A 17661-nucleotide genomic window follows, 5' to 3' on the forward strand; every position below is an offset into this window, starting at 1 on the left:
CTTATCCTAGTTAAAAATGATGTCGGTTTGCAGGTATCTTTCCAGGTCTATCACCGTTAAATAATAGTCTCTGAGGGTTTGATAGTATGTTTCCTGCGTTCTTAGATAGGTTCGCTGCGCCTCAAGCAGGGTAAGCAGGTCCAGCTCTCCAAGGCTGTATCCTTTTTGAGTCATTTGAACGAGCTCCAGAGATTTGTTTTGAATGTTCTCACGAAATCGTTCGATGTTATTCTTGGCAGATTCATAACTGTGCCAGGTCTGTTCGGCCTGTTTCTTGATCAGTAGCCGTTGATCTTCATATTTCCATTCAGTGGCACTTTGTATGGCATTGGCCTGCTGAACCTTAGGTGATTGCCTGCTTGCAAACCAAAGAGGTATGCTTACACCCACCTCAAAACCATAGAAGTCATAATCATTACCGAAGTCTTGCCGGTAATAACTTAAGTTCAGGTCAGGTAAGTAAGAGCTTTTAGCGAGCTTTTTTCCATATACAGAGGCATCAACTTCTCGTTCGATCTGTTGAAGTTTTGGGTGATCCTGAAGTTGATCCATGACTTGATCCTGATCTATATCAACGATCATATAACTGAGGGTGTCGGAAAAACCTATGTCATACGTCTGTTCTTCAGGATCCAGCCCAATGGTTTGAAACAGATCATATCGGGCATTCATGATCTCTTTGAAAGTCGTTTCCTGATTGTTGCGCGCTTCCTGAAGCTGAAGATCTGCCTGCATGGCATCAATTTCTGAGGATTCCCCCATATCTGCACGGGCTTGGGCGGCTTCTCTTAAATTCTCAAAAAGCTGAACCCGTTCGCCAGCCAGATTACCTGACTGAAGGGCATAAGCCAGTTGTGTATAGGCAGTTTTGACATCAGCTTTGACCTGATTTTTCAGATCCTGCAGCTTTAGTTCTAAAGAACTTGTGGTAGCTCGTTCTTGCCTGTTTCTATAAATACCAGAAAGTGGAAATTCTATACTTTGGGAAACAGACCATCTCTGTTCGGTAAATTCACTCTTCTCAATACCCTCTCTCATATAGCTGATTTCCGGGTCTGAAAGACCAAAGCTCAAAACCTCCTGTTTTTCCTGTGCTCTGATCTGATATTGTAGCTGATTGATAAGGGGATTTTGCCGGTAAGCGATCTCAAGTGCTTTTTGCACACTTAGAGCCGAAAGATCTGTTGTATCAGTAGAATTGGGGGTGGCTTGAAACAACATAAAAACCACAAGTAATACAGATTGAAACATGATGATCTACTTTGAGCATTGAATTTCCATTCAAGCTAATCACCAAATCTGTAGAGAAAGTGGATTTAGAATAGGATGCTGAATGTAACACCCTGATCCGGGTTATTTTCAGCTTTGTAATCCAGATCGTGCAGTTCGCAGATACTCTTCACAATAGACAGGCCCAGTCCTGGACTGGAATTGCCATGTTCAGACAGTTTTTCTGCCTTTCTGAAACGGTCGAAAACTTTATTGATCAATTCCTCAGGAATTCCGGGTCCTTCATCACTTACACTAAATTCCGTTTTCCCGGAACTTTTTTTAAACAGGGATAGGTGGATCTTACTTTCTTCAGGAGTGTATTTGATCGCATTCTGAATCATGTTGTAAATGGCAGAATGAATAAGTTCTTTGTTGCCTTTAAAAACAAAATTTTGATCGAGCTCCTTTTCAATTGTCAAGCCTTTGATCTCAATAAAATCCTGCAGTTCTTTAAGTACTTGTTCAATTACTTCTAATACATTGATCTCATCATCCATCTCAAACTGCCTGTTCTCAACCCTGCTTATGAGTAATAAGGCATTACTGAGCCGGGTAAGCCTGACGGCTGTTTGCTGAATTTCATGAAGTCTCTCAACATTGTTATGATCCAGGTTTTCAGCATCAGAGATCAATTTTTCCGCTTTTTGACGAATGATGGAAAGTGGTGTCAGCAATTCGTGTGAAGCATTCTGAATGAATTTCCTTTGATCCTCGAAAGAGGACTTGATCTGGGTAAGCATTGTATTCAAGGCATTGTTCAATACCCGGATCTCATATGTGTTGGGTTCAGGGAAGGGTTCGCCTACCTGAGAGGGTGATGAAATATGCTCAAGCCTGTCCACGGTGTGGTAGAAAGGGGCAAGGATCCTTCCAAAGGCGAATTGATTTACAATATATAAGAGGATCACCCAAATGAAGAGAGCTGCCAGTACACTAAGCATAACCGTCAAACTGATCTTATCCCATGCTGCTACTTCTTCATAGATCTCAAGTAAATAATGATCATTCCCAACAGAAAGCGTGGTCGTTAACTTTCGGTACGATTCAGCCAATTCAGAAACATCAGCATACCGTACTGTATCGACAGTGGAGAAGTTATTTGAATTCAGTGGTATGCTTTCATCAAAATTATGTATCTCTACCCATTCATAAGATCCAAGCCCACCTAGTCTTCTGATCTCATCAAGGCTTTCCGGATCTTCCTGAAGTTGTTGCTGGATTTCAAATTTGTGTTGAAGAAGGTGAAAATCCAGTTCGTCATAGATCGTGGTGTTGACCACATAATAAGTTCCAAAACCGGTTACTATCAGCATGAACAGAGAAAGCAATGAATTGCTGATAAGAATTTTATTATTAAGCTTCATGGCCTCTTATTTTATATCCAACACCATAAACGGTTTCAATAGGGTCGGGTGCATCGGAGTCGGCAAGTTTTTTACGGATGTTCTTCATGTGTGAATTGATGAAATCCAGTGAAAAGCGGTCATCGATCTTATTCCCCCAGATATGTTCAGAAAGGGCAATTCTTGTGACGGTCCTGTTCTTGTTAAGAAACAGATAACGCAGCATTTTATATTCCGTATCGGTCAGATCAATTGGTTTATTTCTGATGGAGACCTTCATATGATCGAGATGTACTGAGAGTTCTCCAATGGTGATCTCATTATCATTGATCTTAAACTTCCGGCGCAAAACAGCATGGATGCGTGCCCTGAGTTCAGGCATGGCAAAGGGTTTAGAGAGATAATCGTCACCGCCAAGTTCAAGACCCTTGACGCGGTCTTCAATCTCTCCTCGAGCTGTCAAAATTATGACAGCCGTTTCATCCGAGATTTTACGCTGCTTCTTTATCATTTTAAGCAGATCCAATCCGTCGCCACCGGGCAGGCTCAGGTCCAGTAAGACCAGATCAAATTGTTCACCCAGAAGCAGGTTTTCTGCCTGTTCAAAATTAAGGGCAGTATCAACGGTAAATTGCTCTTCAAGCAGCTGTTCCTCCAGCTCCTCATTCAGCAAAATTTCGTCTTCAACCACCAGGGCTCGCATAGGTCTTGGGTAAATTTATCATCAATAAAGCAAAGATAGGGCAGAAAAGTGTATAGAATATGAATCAGATAATTCCCTCATCCTTTGCCAGCTCAAACATGCTTTCGTGAAGATTTTCATTATCCAGTTCTCCACGCATGCAAAGTTCGGTTACCTCGAGGCCATTTAGCATCAACACACATCCCATATCACTTAATACAGCATCAAATTTTCGGGGATCCGCTTTACTTAGTCTTTCAACATCAATTCCGTCGGGACTGATCTTCTTGTTAACCAGGATATAGAACAGGTCGTCCGGGTTATCGCCAAATGAAAATTCTTCCAGTCCGGTGTCTTTAAGCTTTAGCATATTGGTCTAAAAAATCTCGTGCTTTTATAATTTCTGTTATTTCGTTTGTGTCGCGGTCAACCACCTGCACTTGAAACAAGCTGATGATAGCCTGGTCTTTTAGGGTTGAGATAACCTCTTCAATTGTATCACACTCCTCAGTTTCGCTCACCAGGTCGTTGATGCCCTGTACGATATACCGGCGCCCCCCGCTTTTCCTATTTTTTGGGGATGAAGATGAATCACTATCGGAATGCGGTTCATCGAAATACTCGCGTATAGCTTCTTCAGTTACGTACCAGCTGACACCCAACTTGCGTCCGCGAAGTCGTCCTTCCCGGAGATAGGTACGTAAGGTCATTTTAGAAATTCCGAGGATCTCGTGCAGATCATCAACGGAAAATAGAGTAAGATCGCCGATCTTTTTAGGCATGATGTAACAGTATTGATTGCATTGAATTTATTAAAACAGGCCTATAAACTAAGAATAATATTTGATTACTTACTATTAGTTATACAAAAGAAAATTGATTTGGTTGAAGGCGCTTCTCCGCCGTATATTGAAAGCAGTTATTGAAAAAACAAGGTGGCGGACTCAAAAAAAGGTTGGCTTTTTTTATGTCTGAAATTTTTTTGTTTGCTGCTTAGGTTGCCATATACATTAGCTCATCTCAGAAATTAGTGGTGCGACCATTACTCCTGATCATCTCCGGCATTTTTATAAGCCTGGGTAATACGCTGATTCATCAACCTTCGGTAATTTGTGAATTCGTACTCACTGACCACAAATTCTGAACGATACTCGCCATCAAAACACTCCACTTTTAATTTATTGGGTCGTTCTGTTTCTGTTATGGTTACCTGAACCTTGCCCAATTTATAGGAGTCTATTTCTTTCATAAGCCGTAATTTCATTATTTTTGCAGAAAGGTAAAGAAATATGATTTCAGCATTTATGTTAAAACTGTAAATAAATGCGTTTAGTGCCAATCTGAAGTCATTATTTTGTATAATTAGATTCATTAAGAAATTGTTGTATCCATGCAGAAGAAAACGATCATTATAATAGCTGTCAGCTTGTTTCTGGGCATATTTGTCTATATCTCACTGACCAATGTTCAATCTCCGGTAAATGATAACTCTCCGGATTGGATACCGATCCATGAGGCACAGGAAATAGCGAAAGAAACAGATAAACTGATTTTTGTAGATGTGTTTGAGATTGGTTGTCGCTACTGCCGAGCTATGGACCGAGAAGTATTTCCTGATTCAACAGTTCGCCAGGTTCTGGACGCCAACTATATACCGGTAAGGTTGGATGGGAACTCCACTGAAATGATCACCTTTAATAAAGAGCAGATCCCATCAAAGGAATTTGCACAAAGTAAAGGAGCCTATGTATTTCCGACATCACTTATATTGGATGCTGAAGGAAACGTTGTTAAGAAAAAAACCGGTTATATGGGCGTGGATGAGTTTCGACAATTTCTATATCAATAATTCAAATAAACTGAGGCAATCATGAGTTTTAAAAAGTTTAGTACGTCAACATTGGTAGTCCTTTCACTGATGCTCGTGGGCATGGGGTGCAATGGGCAACCGGAAGAAATAGAAAAAATGCCGGTGGATGTGAGTGTAGAAGCCGAAAAAGTGGTATCCATTGACGGTATCGGGTGGGGTATCGCATTTCTGCCGGAAGGTGATATGCTGGTCACAGAAAAAAGTGGAAAGTTATACCGAATTAATGGTGGTGAAGTTATGGCTGAGATCACCGATGGAATTCCTTCAGACCTTCAGGTAAACGGTCAGGGTGGATTTTTAGATATCACGCTTCATCCGGACTATGAAGAAAATGGATGGATCTATTTCTCATATGCCTCAAGTGCCGGAAGCGGTGAAGGCAGCAATACAGCGATCATGAGAGCCAAGCTTGAAAATGATGCTTTGGTAAACTCTGAAGTCCTCTACAAAGCTGAGCCAAACTCAACTCGAGGCCAGCACTATGGTAGCCGTATCGTATTTGACAGAGACGGTTATATGTTCTTTTCAGTTGGAGATCGTGGGAACAGAGATGTACTGCCACAGGACATCAATGCAGATGGTGGAAAAGTTTACCGCCTGAATGATGACGGATCCGTTCCTTCTGACAACCCATTTGTTGGTGAAGATGGAATTGATGCGGTCTACTCATATGGCCACAGAAATCCTCAGGGTATGGATATGAACCCGAATACCGGACAGATCTGGGCCAATGAACATGGGCCAAGAGGCGGTGACGAGGTCAATATTATTGAAGCCGGTAATAATTATGGATGGCCTGTGATCAGTTATGGTATAAACTATAATGGAACTGAATTTGCGGAAGACACTGCACGGGCAGGTATGGAACAGCCGGTATTATATTGGGATCCATCTATTGCACCTGCCGGTCAGACCTTTATCACCGGAGATAAGTATCCGGGGTGGGAAGGAGACCTGTTGGTAGCGTCACTAAAATTTGCCTATATCGCTCACCTTGATGTGGAAGGAAACGACATCGTGAGTGAAACCAAGCTGGTAGAAGGTGTAGGCAGGATCCGTGATATTGTAATGGGCCCTGATGGGTACGTTTATTTTACCGCAGAAGGTGACGGGGTGTATCGTTTGGTGCCAACCGTAAGTGATGCCCCACAGGAATAAATAACAGATTTAAAAATTTTTGTAAGGATTTGACCTATAGTCGCTCTAACTGTTATGGAGCGACGGGGGACATATCGATTTCCATTTAGCAGATATCCTGCAGTGAGGATAACCATATTCTTTATTGCAGGTATTCTGCTTTTTTATTTTTATGAACCGGCCTTTACGGTTGTTATATATATTTTTACAGGGTTACTCCTGTTTTATGCTCTTTCTGAATTATTCAGCCGGAAGTTAACTCTGAGACATTGGACAAGTCTATCTTCTTTTTTGTTTTTGTTTCTTATTCTTGTTTTCGGCGTTTTCAGGATGGCAATTGAACGACAAAGCCAAAGTTCAATTGAGATAGCATTATTAGAGCAACTTGACTGGGAAAAGGTGACTATTTCAGGACAGGTCTTATCCATATCCTATACTGCAACCGGAAAGATGAGGTGGGATCTTCAGGTTGATACAACTTATTATAATGGTGTCACCATTTCAGCTTCCCACAGATCAAGAGTTTTAGCAGATGAGATCGATGGGGAAGAAGTGACTTTGGGGGATAGGGTAAGGTTGAGTGGTATGGTTATTCCAATTTCAGAAAAACGTAATCCCCTTGATTTCAATTATAAAGCCTATCTGAGATCCCAGGATATATCAGTGCAGGTGAAAGCTGACAGTTTGTTTGAAGTTTCACCAAATCAAAAGGTCGCAGAGTGGATCTGGTGGAGGGAAAAGGCACTTCATCTTGTCGAGAATAATTTTTCAGATCAAACAGCCCCAATAGCCAAAGCATTATTGATCGGCTTTAAGCAAGATCTTGATACAAGATCAAAGTCTGCTTTTGCAAGGGCGGGGTTGTCACATATTATGGCCGTATCCGGTCTGCATGTGGGATTTATTATTGCACCCTTCTGGGTTATCATTCCATATTTCTGGTCCCGGAAACAAGGAAAAGCAATGGGTTTGTTTCTGTTGGTTATAATTCTATTGAGCTATGCAGGTATTACAGGCTTTTCTCCCTCGGTGAGTCGTGCATCAGTCATGGCATTCTTTTTGACTTATGGCAAACTATACCACAAGATCAACGACTCCATTAATTTAACGGCTGCTGCAGCTATTACCTTATTGATCTATGACCCCGAACAACTCTTTGAAATTGGTTTCCAACTCTCATTTTCTGCAGTTCTGATCATTCTTTTGATACTGCCTGTCATACAGAATCTGTTACCCTATTGGGTGAGGCTCCGGTGGTATGGCAAGCCCCTGATGGTGGTTGTCGTTTCTCTGGTGGTACAATTTGGGTTATATCCCTTGCAAGTCTTTTACTTTGGAGAGATCTCACTGGTCAGTCCGCTTGCAAACGCACTCTTTGTTCCAATGCTTGGGCTTGTGGTTCCTTTGTCATTATTGGCTCTGGGCCTCGCAGCTATAAACCCAATTCTTGGTTTCTGGGTAAATATTCCATCCTACTATTTTCTGGAGGGAATGAGAAAATTTGTGATGAAGGCGGCAACTTGGGACTGGGCGTGGACCACGGCTAAACTCGAGAATCCGTTTTTCTTTGTTTTTTGGCTGATACTCGTATTAGCGATAGCATCGTGGTACATACCCCCATTGCGATGGAAGATGATAAATTTGGTGCTTGCGGCCGGCTGCATATTAGTGGCCTGGAATGTGGGCCAGCAGCTTAAGCCCGCTAAGCTCACTGTAACGTATTTTGATGTGGGTCAGGGTGATGCAGCTTTAATTCAAACACCCAAAGGTAAGAACATACTGATAGATGCGGGTGTATGGTCGCCGGGCTACAACTCCGGAAGGTCCGTGATACTTCCTCATTTAAAGGCAAGTGGGGTTAACAAACTAAATGCCATCGTATTAAGCCATCCTCATTCCGATCACATCGGGGGTATAGTGGATCTGATCAATGAAATTGAGATCGGTAAGATCTATAATTCAGGTTATGAGTACGACTCACAATTATATAAAACCTATCTTGAAAAAGCGGATGAAAAAGGTATTCCTGTTGAAGCCTTAAAGGAGGGAGATGTCTTAAACATAGACCCTTCTGTTTTGATCCTAACTTTGGCACCCGATGGCAAAGTTCATAATTCAGATCCCAATGAGCACTCCGTTATTTTAGAAGTAATATATGGGCGATCGGAGTTTTTGTTTACCGGTGATGCAGGGATGCATCAGGAGCAACGTGTTTTAAATAAATATGATGATCTCCTGAACACGGATGTTTTGAAAGTAGGGCATCATGGCAGCCGTACGAGTTCGGGTCTTGAATTCCTTAATAAGGTAACCCCTGAATTCTCGATCATCTCTCTATCAGAACCAAATAGATACCGGCATCCACATAAGGAGGCTCTGCAACGCCTATCAGCCAGCAGGTCGGAATTGCTATTTACCAGTCTGGAGAAAGCAGTTGTTTTAGAATCAGATGGGAATAAGATCAGACGGGTTCATTGGGATTAGTTGTTAAAGAAAGTTTCTGCTTTCCTGCGTAAATGGAATCCTGTTCTTCTTTTACTATAATAGACCAAATTCAAAATAAAGCTAATTTGGTATGCTCAGGTTTACAGTAGTAACAATATTCACCGTTCTTTTCTCCGGTTTAACACTGGCTCAATCAAAACTTACACATAGTTCGTATGCTCTTACCAATGGCCATATTATTGATCATGAGGCAGAACAAATATTTGATAACTCAACTATTTTGATCTCTGATGGAAAGATCGAGCGAATTTTACAGGGTGGCAGTACCATTCCATCCGGCTATGAAATTATTGATCTGGAAGGTAAATATGTAATGTCAGGCTACATTGATGCCCATACACATTTGAGTTCGTTAGCTTCAGCAGATCGAGCACTCAGATCGGGTGTGACCACAGTCCGCAGTTCAAGTGTGCCATATTTCCAGGATGTAGCGATCAAGAACCTGGTCGATCAAAATTATATCCCCGGGCCCGATATGATTCCTGCAGGAGTGTTTATTACGCCGGATCTTGGAGAATCAATTTTAGCAGACCCGGAGTTGGCTGTTTTGTTTGAAGGCGTAACAACTGAAGAAGCTCTCAGAAAATTAGTGCAGATCAACGTGGAACGGGGAGCAGAGTTTATTAAAACACGTGGAACAGAACGAGCAGGTTTGCCCAATACTGATCCCCGAAAGCAAACTTATACGGAAGAGCAGCTGCGTGTGGTGGTGGAAGAAGCTGCTAAATATGACGTTCCCATTCAGATCCATGGACATGGTGACGAAGGTTCATATGCAGCTGTAAGTGCCGGGGCAAGAAGTATCGAGCACGGTACCTATCTAAGCGATGAAACACTGGAGTTGATGGTTCAAAAGGGAACCTATTTTGTGCCCACCTATAGTACCGTTTATGACCTAACCCAGCCGGGGGGCGACTACGACAACCCGGTTCTAAGAAACAGGGGGCGCCATATGCTTCCTGAACTTGGTAATACCGTTCAGCGCGCCCGTGAAAAAGGCGTTAAGATCGTAACCGGTGCCGATACAGGATATGGACCGAATAGTTTAACCCGTATCAGTCATGAGATGACCTTTTTTGTGGAACTTGGTTTTACTCCTTATGAAGCCATAAGAAGTGCTACCTCAGTAGCTGCAGAATTACTTCGCATAGAAGACAGAACAGGTCAGCTGACACCCGGATACGAGGCGGACCTGGTCGTTCTTAACAGCAATCCGATCGAGGATATGAAAGCCACACAAGATGTTATCCTTGTTATGAGTAACGGGCACATGGTTTTCAATCGATTGCCCTTTCAGATCACAGAGTAAGTTTTTTGGTGAAATTTAAGGTGCATCAATAAAACTCTGTATCGGGGGTTTAATGCATGTCTTTTTGGGAAATAACCGGTATTATTAGGGGAGAGAAATGAAATACCTTAACGCACCTTAAAAAACTTAATGGCCGATCAGGAACGACCGAGCTTTGAAGAAGCTTTAAAGAAACTGGAAACCATAGTAGATGAACTCGAAAACGAGGACATCACCCTTGAAGACTCAGTAAAACTGTACGAAGAGGGTGTAAAGATGTCTCGATTCTGCACTGAGATCCTAGAACAAGCTGAGCTTCGAATTGAGCAAGTAAATGAAGCTGATACCCAATAATAAGATCAGATGACTAATTATGGAGAGCATGAAGCCGAAGCCGGGAACACTGCTTGCGAGCATTGATTCTCCTTCCGATCTAAAGAAATTATCCCCCGAGCAGCTGCAGGATGTCTGTGATGAGCTACGGCAGTATATTATTGACCAGGTATCAGTGAATGGAGGTCATTTCGGAGCCAGTCTTGGAGTTGTTGAGTTAACCACTGCCCTTCACTATGTATATGATACCCCAAAAGATCTGTTGGTCTGGGATGTGGGGCATCAGGCATACGGCCATAAGATCTTGACCGGCCGCAGAGATCAATTTCATACCAACCGTCAGTATGGTGGTTTATCAGGTTTTCCAAAAAGATCCGAAAGCAAGTATGATACCTTTGGCGTAGGCCACTCAAGCACCTCCATTTCAGCAGCGTTGGGAATGGCCGTGGCAAGAGACCTGGATAGATCAGATAAAAAAGTTGTGGCAGTAATAGGAGATGGGGCCATGACTGCCGGCCTTGCGTTTGAGGCGATGAATAACGCAGGAGCCATGAATAGTGATATTCTGGTGATCTTAAACGACAATAATATGTCTATTGACCCCAACGTAGGCGCTTTGAAGGAATATCTCGCCGACATTACCACCAGTAAGACCTTTAATAAGATGAGGGATGAGATCTATGACATGCTGGGGCATTTTAAATCGGCCGGTGAGAAGATGCGGAAGATCGCATCAAAGCTTGAAAATGCAGTTACTGCTGCTTTAACGCCCGGCGCACTGTTCAGGGCACTTGGTTTTAAATACTATGGCCCCACTGATGGGCATGATGTAGAAGGCCTCCGGCAGATACTGGAAGATCTGAAAGAAGTCAAAGGGCCAAAATTACTGCACATTGTTACGGTTAAAGGGAAAGGGTTTGCCCCGGCAGAACGGGAACAAACCAAATGGCATGCCTCCAGCAGCCCCTTTGATAAAATAACCGGAAAATCGCTGGTAAAACCTGTGGTGCAGACAGTTAAGCCTGCTCCAAAATATCAGGATGTATTTGGCGAGGCATTGGTGGAATTGGCAGCAAAGGATGAAGAGATCGTAAGTATGACTCCGGCCATGCCCAGCGGTTCAAGTTTACTGCCCATGATGAATGCGTTTCCTGACAGGGCGTTTGATGTAGGAATTGCTGAACAACATGCGGTTACTTTTGCAGCCGGATTAGCAGCCGAAGGCAAAAAACCCTTTTGCGCTATCTATTCCTCATTTCTGCAACGTGGATATGATCAATTGATACATGATGTGGCTATTCAAAAGTTACCGGTTGTATTTTGTATAGACAGAGCCGGATTAGTGGGAGCCGATGGGCCAACACACCACGGATTGTATGACGTAGGTTTTATGAGGAATGTGCCAAATATGGTTATATCCTCCCCACTCAATGAGCAGGAACTCAGGGATATGATGTATACGGCTTCCAAATTTGAAGAAGGTTCCTGGGCCATCCGATATCCCAGAGGCCGGGCTACCGGAATGGAAATTGAAGGATTCGAGGAGATTGAAATAGGAAAAGGGGTGAAGCTTCAGGATGGAGAAGATATAGCTATCCTCAGTTTTGGTCCCATCGGTAAATATGTAACAGAAGCCTCAGTAAAGCTCGGGCAGGATGGGATTCATATTGGTCATTTTGATATGAGGTTTGCCAAACCCCTGGATACTGAACTCATTGATGAGATCTGTGAGTCATATGACAGTATCATAACCTTGGAAGATGGTGCTAAACTGGGTGGTTTTGGAAGTGCGGTAGCAGAATATATTGCTGAAAAGGAAAACAGCCCAACCTTTAAAATAATGGGCGTCCCTGATCGTATAATAGAACACGGTACCCAGGAAGAGCTTCATGATGAAGTGGGTATTGGAGTTAAAGGTATCGTTGAAACGGTACAGGACTATTATGATAAGAAGAGGATCAGGATTTGATAAATAAAGCGTTACTAATATCGATGACCCTGGCAGCTATAATGGTAACCGGCTGTCTGAATAATACACAACCCAAGTTCTACAATGCAGTTCAGGGTGTGGTTGTAGATGGCGATGGGCCGGTTCAGGGAGCTGAGATCCACGTTCAGAATTTTTATACACCGGATGATATCTTTTCGCCACAGAACGTAGATGAAGGTTTTGAGATCAGTTTCAATTCCAGTTCCACCGGTGAATTCAAAGGAAATCTATATCGGTTCAGATCCGATTCTTTACTTTCTAATTTTTTTACGGCTGAGCTTGATTCCGGTGAACATGTGGTTACCATACCGGCTGAACTGTTAAGTGATGGTATCTATGTCTATGAGATCATCACGCCAAGCAATGACAGCTTTAAAAGATTATTATTTACAGATAAAACTGATTCACTCCTCTATAGGTCCGAGCCATTCACGACCACCAATGCAGATGGTGAATTCCTGATCAACCCCAATATGCTTGCCTTTGGGGCTGACTTCGTTACCGCAGATAACAGTGAATTCGTTGTTACTGACAGTATTGCATTCAAAATTGTAGTAGACAGCGTGCTTGTTGAAACAAGAAAAGTGAAGGTCAGGCCCAATCAGGAAAATTTCTTTGAGTTCTCGCTCGACTAAATTCTTAACGATTTGATGAAATATACCCTTTCCGATTTTGATTACGATCTGCCTGAAAAGTTGATCGCTCAATCCCCTGCAAATCCAAGAGACCATGCCCGTTTATTGGTCTATGACCGTAAAACCGGCAAGATCACGGACGATCATTTCTATAATATTGGTGATCATCTTCCGGCTCAGACAAACCTTGTGGTCAATAACAGTAAGGTCGAAAAATGCAGGCTACTGTTTGATGACGGGAAGAAAGAAATTTTTGTGACCTCAGCTCGCAACAATCGAGCCGTTGAGGCAATGGTGAGGCCGGGAAAGAAATTTAAACTCAATAAGACGGTCAAACTTGCAGAAGGAGTTACAGCTAAGGTGACCCATGTAGCTGATGACGGTTTACGTACCCTGGAGCTATCTTGTGATCTGGATGATCCGCGGATCGAACCTTACAAATTCACTCCGTTTCCACCCTACATAGAACAAGATGAATCCTTGTCGGAGGAATATCAGACCGTATATGCCAAGGATATGGGAAGTAAGGCTGCGCCTACGGCCGGCCTTCATTTCACAGAAGATCTCATCAAAACACTTCAGGATCACGGGGTCAATAAAACTGAGGTGACATTACATGTTGGATTGGGAACCTTTGCACCCGTCAAGACGGAAGATATCTCTGAACATAAAATGCACAGTGAATGGTTTCAATTAGAGGAACAGCGATGCCGTGAACTCAATGAAGCCGGGCACATCTCAGCAGTTGGCACCACCAGTGTTCGTGTGCTTGAAACAGCCTCGGATGAAAGCCGAAACTTCGAACCGCGCTCCATGGAGACAGATATCTTTATTACACCGGGCTACAAATTCAAAGCGGTGGATGCACTCATTACCAATTTTCACTTGCCCAAAAGTACGCTTCTGATGCTGGTATCAGCCTTTATGGGCTTTGATGAAATGAAAAGGGTGTATGATCATGCCATTCAGAATGACTATAGATTTTATTCATTTGGCGACGCAATGCTCATTTTATAGTCTTAACCGTTTCTTCATTTAAGAGGGGTAGATTTGGGCCGTTTGCTTAGAATGAGTGCCTGCAATAAGTTACACCCCTGTAAATAACTGCAAAGTTATTATGTTTTTTACTCGAAATGAGTCGAAAAATTAAGTAACTTTCTGACCTTGTTTCATTAAGTAAGTATTGTTTGTTAGAGACTAATTCATGAAGGGAGATAGAACATATCTCAATCCCATTTTCAATTAATCGATTATTTGAATTATAAATGTCTGATGTAAAGAAGATTAAGCGAGGAGTTGATATCAAGCTTGTTGGTGAAGCTGATAAGGAATTTGCTCCGGATAAGACTGTAAAAACGATCGCCATCAAGCCTGTAGATTTTAACGGAGTAAGGTTCAAGCCTACCGTTAAAGAAGGCGATGAAGTTAAAGCCGGAACACCGTTGCTTTACAGCAAAGACAGCGAACAGGTTAAGTTCTGCTCTACGGTTAGCGGCGAGGTTGCCCAGGTAGTACGTGGTGCAAAACGGCGGCTATTGGAAATTCGTGTGCTGGCTGACAGCGAAACGGAATACATAGATTTTGGCGCGGCTGATCCTAACACGCTGGAGAAGGAGGCGATCATTGAAAAAATGGCAGCTTCCGGGTGCTGGCCTTTTCTGAAACAGCGTCCTTATAATGTAGTTGCTGATCCTGAAAAGACTCCAAAAGCTATTTTTATTTCAGGATTTGATTCTGCACCACTGGCTCCTGATATGTCTCTGTTACTTGAAGGCCAGGAAAAGGAATTTCAGGCCGGTATCAATGCACTCAAAAAACTAACTGACGGTAAGATCCATTTAGGATTGAATGCCAAAGAAACACCGAGCCCGGTTCTGGCAAACGCTGAAGGGGTGACCATTACCAAATATGATGGTCCGCATCCTGCCGGAGTAGTTGGAGTTCAGATCGCCCGGGTCAGCCCGATCAATCGTGGTGAAACAGTTTGGACCATCAACCCGGAGCACGTGGTTATCATAGGTCGTTTGTTCCTTGAAGGGAAGTTCGATGCAAGGATCAGAATTGCGGTCACCGGTTCAGAAGTGAAGGATAGAAAATATCACAATACCATTATCGGTGCCCCGGTCAGTAATTTCATTGAAGGAAATATCACTGAGGGTAACAACCGGATCATTTCCGGTAATGTATTGACAGGGACCAAAATCGATGAGGAAGGTTACCTGAGTATATACGAACGTCAGGTTACGGTTATACCTGAGGGAGATGAGCCTGAACTGTTCGGCTGGCTGATCCCAAAAACAGACAAATTTAGTATCTCACGCACTCTTCCGTCTTGGATACAGAGGAAATTTGGAGATAAAAAATATGAATTAGATACCAATACTCACGGTGAGCGCAGGGCATTTGTGGTTTCCGGTGAGTATGAGCAAGTATTTCCATTTGATATCTATCCGGTACAGTTGCTAAAGGCTGTGATCACGCAGGATATTGAAAGAATGGAGCAGCTTGGGATCTATGAGGTTGTTGAAGAAGATATGGCACTTTGTGAAGTTGTTTGTACTTCCAAGATGCCGGTTCAAAGCATGCTTCGGGAAGGTCTCGATCTGATGCGTGAAGAATTAGGTTAGTGATTTTAAAAAGTGAAGTTATACAGAAGTAACGAATGAAAGCATTACACAATTTTTTAGAGAAAAACATAAAGCCCAAATTTGAAGAGGGTGGAAAGTTTGAAAAACTCTGGCCGGTATACGATGGTTTCGAAACTTTTCTATTTGTTCCTGCGCATCCAGCTGAAAGTGGCGGTGCCCATATACGGGATGGAATAGATCTGAAACGAACCATGAATACGGTGATCATGGCCCTTATCCCAACCTTATTATTTGGGATGTGGAATATTGGTTACCAGCATTACCTTGCGCTGGGTATGGAAACCTCCTTTATGGATGAATTCATATTTGGTGCCATTAAGGTTTTACCGATGGTTGTAGTATCATACGGTGTGGGACTCGGTGTCGAGTTCCTGTTCTGTGTGATCAAAGGTCATCAGATCAACGAAGGTTACCTGGTGACCGGTATGTTGATCCCGCTTATTATGCCGGTAGACCTTCCGCTATGGATGCTGGGGCTTTCAGCCGCTTTTGCCGTTGTGATCGGGAAAGAGGTATTCGGTGGAACGGGAATGAATATTTTCAACCCGGCGCTTATTGCAAGGGCATTTGCCTTTTTTGCTTACCCCGCATACATGTCAGGAGACAGTGTCTGGATCAATACTTCCGTACAGGAAGGTCAGGCAGTGGTTGATGGTTTTTCAGGTGCTACCATCTTAGGCCAGCTTGCAACCACAGGAAGCACTACGTATTCAGCTATGGATGCTTTTATAGGAACTATACCCGGTTCGGTTGGTGAGACTTCGATCATTATGATATTGATCGGGGCAGCTATACTTATTTACACCGGGATAGGCAGCTGGAGAATTATTTTGAGCGCATTGGCCGGTGGTGCTGCAATGGGATTGATCTTTAATGCGGTAGCCCCATATGCTATCACTGAAGTTCAGCAACAGTTTATGGCTGTGCCTTACTGGCATCAACTGATCGTGGGTGGTTTTGCTTTTGGTATCGTCTTTATGGCAACTGACCCGGTATCGGGTGCGAGGACGAATACAGGTAAATGGATCTACGGATTCCTGATCGGATTTCTTGCCATCATGATCCGCGTATTCAACCCTGCTTATCCTGAAGGAGTGATGCTCGCTATTTTATTTATGAACACAATGGCGCCACTTGTTGACCACTATGTACTTCAGGCAAACATCAAGAGACGTCAAAAACGAACTTTAAAAACAGCTGAGGCTTAAGAGTCATGGATGTAAATAAGAACAGTTACACATTTATGTTTGCGGCCGTAATGGTTGTTGTGGTCGCTGCACTTTTATCATTTGCTGCAACTCAGCTAAAACCTCTGCAGGATAAAAATGTAGAGATGGAGAAGATGCAAAGTATTCTAAGGTCTATTGAGATCGAAGGAAGCCGGGAAGAATCAGCTGAAGTATTTCCGGATTACATTACCAAAGAATTAGTTATACAGAATAACCAATTGGTTGAAGGCGTGGATGCTTTCAATATTGATATGGCCAAGGAGATCCGAAAGCCGATATCAGAAAGACAAGCGCCTTTATATATTGCTGAAAAGAATGGGGAGACCTATTACATCGTACCTTTGAGAGGAACCGGCCTATGGGGACCGATCTGGGGGTATATATCCCTAAAGGGTAATTTATCCACCATCTACGGTGCCGTATTCGATCATCAGGGAGAAACTCCCGGGCTTGGAGCAGAGATCAACACCGAATCTTTTCAGGATCAGTTCAAAGGCAAAGAGATACTTAGCGACAATGGTAGTTTGGTTGGTATCGATGTAAGAAAAGGTGATGCCAGCGGTGAAAATGAAGTAGATGGCATCAGTGGTGGAACTATCACCTCAGACGGAGTTGAAGCAATGATCTCCGATAATCTTCAGGCATATATACCATTCCTTAAGGATTATACAGGGTATTCCGGAACTGCAACATCGAACCAGCCTGAAAACAACCAATAACAAAAGATTA

General features: G+C 43.0%; 17 protein-coding genes. 11 read left to right on the forward strand and 6 right to left on the reverse strand.

What is annotated here, in order from left to right; translation table 11 throughout:
- Positions 1-6: 6 nt before the first annotated feature.
- The 6 genes from AC13FX_RS04720 to AC13FX_RS04745 all read right to left on the reverse strand — a co-directional run bounded on the left by AC13FX_RS04720 (position 7) and on the right by AC13FX_RS04745 (position 4546).
- Positions 7-1251: a TolC family protein gene (locus AC13FX_RS04720; RefSeq protein WP_482879339.1), complete on the reverse strand. Its 1245-nt coding sequence runs from the start codon at positions 1249-1251 to the stop codon at positions 7-9.
- 65 nt (positions 1252-1316) lie between these two features.
- Positions 1317-2636, reverse strand: coding sequence for a sensor histidine kinase (locus tag AC13FX_RS04725; RefSeq protein ID WP_482879340.1), 1320 nt, complete (start codon positions 2634-2636; stop codon positions 1317-1319).
- Complete coding sequence (locus AC13FX_RS04730) at positions 2626-3318, reverse strand: response regulator transcription factor (protein WP_482879341.1); 693 nt, start codon at positions 3316-3318, stop codon at positions 2626-2628. Before AC13FX_RS04730 ends, AC13FX_RS04725 begins: the two co-directional genes overlap by 11 nt.
- Positions 3319-3382: 64 nt before the next feature.
- Positions 3383-3667 (reverse strand): hypothetical protein, encoded by a 285-nt coding sequence (locus AC13FX_RS04735; RefSeq protein WP_482879342.1) that lies wholly within the window; start codon positions 3665-3667, stop codon positions 3383-3385.
- Positions 3654-4079, reverse strand: coding sequence for a helix-turn-helix domain-containing protein (locus AC13FX_RS04740; RefSeq protein WP_482879344.1), 426 nt, complete (start codon positions 4077-4079; stop codon positions 3654-3656). Before AC13FX_RS04740 ends, AC13FX_RS04735 begins: the two co-directional genes overlap by 14 nt.
- 260 nt (positions 4080-4339) lie before the next feature.
- Positions 4340-4546: a hypothetical protein gene (locus AC13FX_RS04745; RefSeq protein ID WP_482879345.1), complete on the reverse strand. Its 207-nt coding sequence runs from the start codon at positions 4544-4546 to the stop codon at positions 4340-4342.
- A 141-nt stretch (positions 4547-4687) separates the two neighbouring features.
- On the opposite strand from AC13FX_RS04745, the gene AC13FX_RS04750 reads away from it, so the two are divergent.
- The 11 genes from AC13FX_RS04750 to nqrC all read left to right on the forward strand — a co-directional run bounded on the left by AC13FX_RS04750 (position 4688) and on the right by nqrC (position 17651).
- Complete coding sequence (locus tag AC13FX_RS04750) at positions 4688-5146, forward strand: thioredoxin family protein (protein ID WP_482879346.1); 459 nt, start codon at positions 4688-4690, stop codon at positions 5144-5146.
- A 21-nt stretch (positions 5147-5167) separates the two neighbouring features.
- Positions 5168-6325, forward strand: coding sequence for a PQQ-dependent sugar dehydrogenase (locus AC13FX_RS04755; protein WP_482879347.1), 1158 nt, complete (start codon positions 5168-5170; stop codon positions 6323-6325).
- A 54-nt stretch (positions 6326-6379) separates the two neighbouring features.
- A complete protein-coding gene (locus AC13FX_RS04760) occupies positions 6380-8788 on the forward strand; it encodes a DNA internalization-related competence protein ComEC/Rec2 (protein WP_482879348.1) in 2409 nt (802 codons plus the stop codon).
- A gap of 91 nt (positions 8789-8879) precedes the next feature.
- On the forward strand, positions 8880-10118 hold the full coding sequence (locus tag AC13FX_RS04765; protein WP_482879350.1) for an amidohydrolase family protein: 1239 nt from the start codon (positions 8880-8882) through the stop codon (positions 10116-10118).
- A gap of 129 nt (positions 10119-10247) precedes the next feature.
- Entirely contained in the window at positions 10248-10451 is a 204-nt protein-coding gene (gene xseB / locus AC13FX_RS04770) for an exodeoxyribonuclease VII small subunit (protein WP_482879351.1), read from the forward strand.
- Between the two features lie 19 nt (positions 10452-10470).
- On the forward strand, positions 10471-12399 hold the full coding sequence (gene dxs / locus AC13FX_RS04775; protein WP_482879352.1) for a 1-deoxy-D-xylulose-5-phosphate synthase: 1929 nt from the start codon (positions 10471-10473) through the stop codon (positions 12397-12399).
- The gene (locus tag AC13FX_RS04780) at positions 12396-13055 is read left to right on the forward strand and encodes a hypothetical protein (protein ID WP_482879353.1); all 660 of its coding nucleotides are present in this window, start codon (positions 12396-12398) and stop codon (positions 13053-13055) included. The genes dxs and AC13FX_RS04780 overlap by 4 nt, the downstream gene beginning before the upstream one ends.
- 15 nt (positions 13056-13070) lie before the next feature.
- Positions 13071-14072, forward strand: a complete 1002-nt coding sequence (queA, locus tag AC13FX_RS04785) for a tRNA preQ1(34) S-adenosylmethionine ribosyltransferase-isomerase QueA (RefSeq protein ID WP_482879354.1) — start codon at positions 13071-13073, stop codon at positions 14070-14072.
- Positions 14073-14320: 248 nt separating this feature from the next.
- On the forward strand, positions 14321-15682 hold the full coding sequence (locus tag AC13FX_RS04790; protein ID WP_482879355.1) for a Na(+)-translocating NADH-quinone reductase subunit A: 1362 nt from the start codon (positions 14321-14323) through the stop codon (positions 15680-15682).
- 35 nt (positions 15683-15717) lie between these two features.
- Positions 15718-16911, forward strand: a complete 1194-nt coding sequence (locus AC13FX_RS04795) for an NADH:ubiquinone reductase (Na(+)-transporting) subunit B (protein WP_482879356.1) — start codon at positions 15718-15720, stop codon at positions 16909-16911.
- A 5-nt stretch (positions 16912-16916) separates the two neighbouring features.
- Positions 16917-17651 (forward strand): NADH:ubiquinone reductase (Na(+)-transporting) subunit C, encoded by a 735-nt coding sequence (nqrC, locus tag AC13FX_RS04800; RefSeq protein WP_482879357.1) that lies wholly within the window; start codon positions 16917-16919, stop codon positions 17649-17651.
- Positions 17652-17661 lie beyond the last annotated feature (10 nt).

The organism is Gracilimonas sp. B-17 (genome assembly GCF_056857935.1).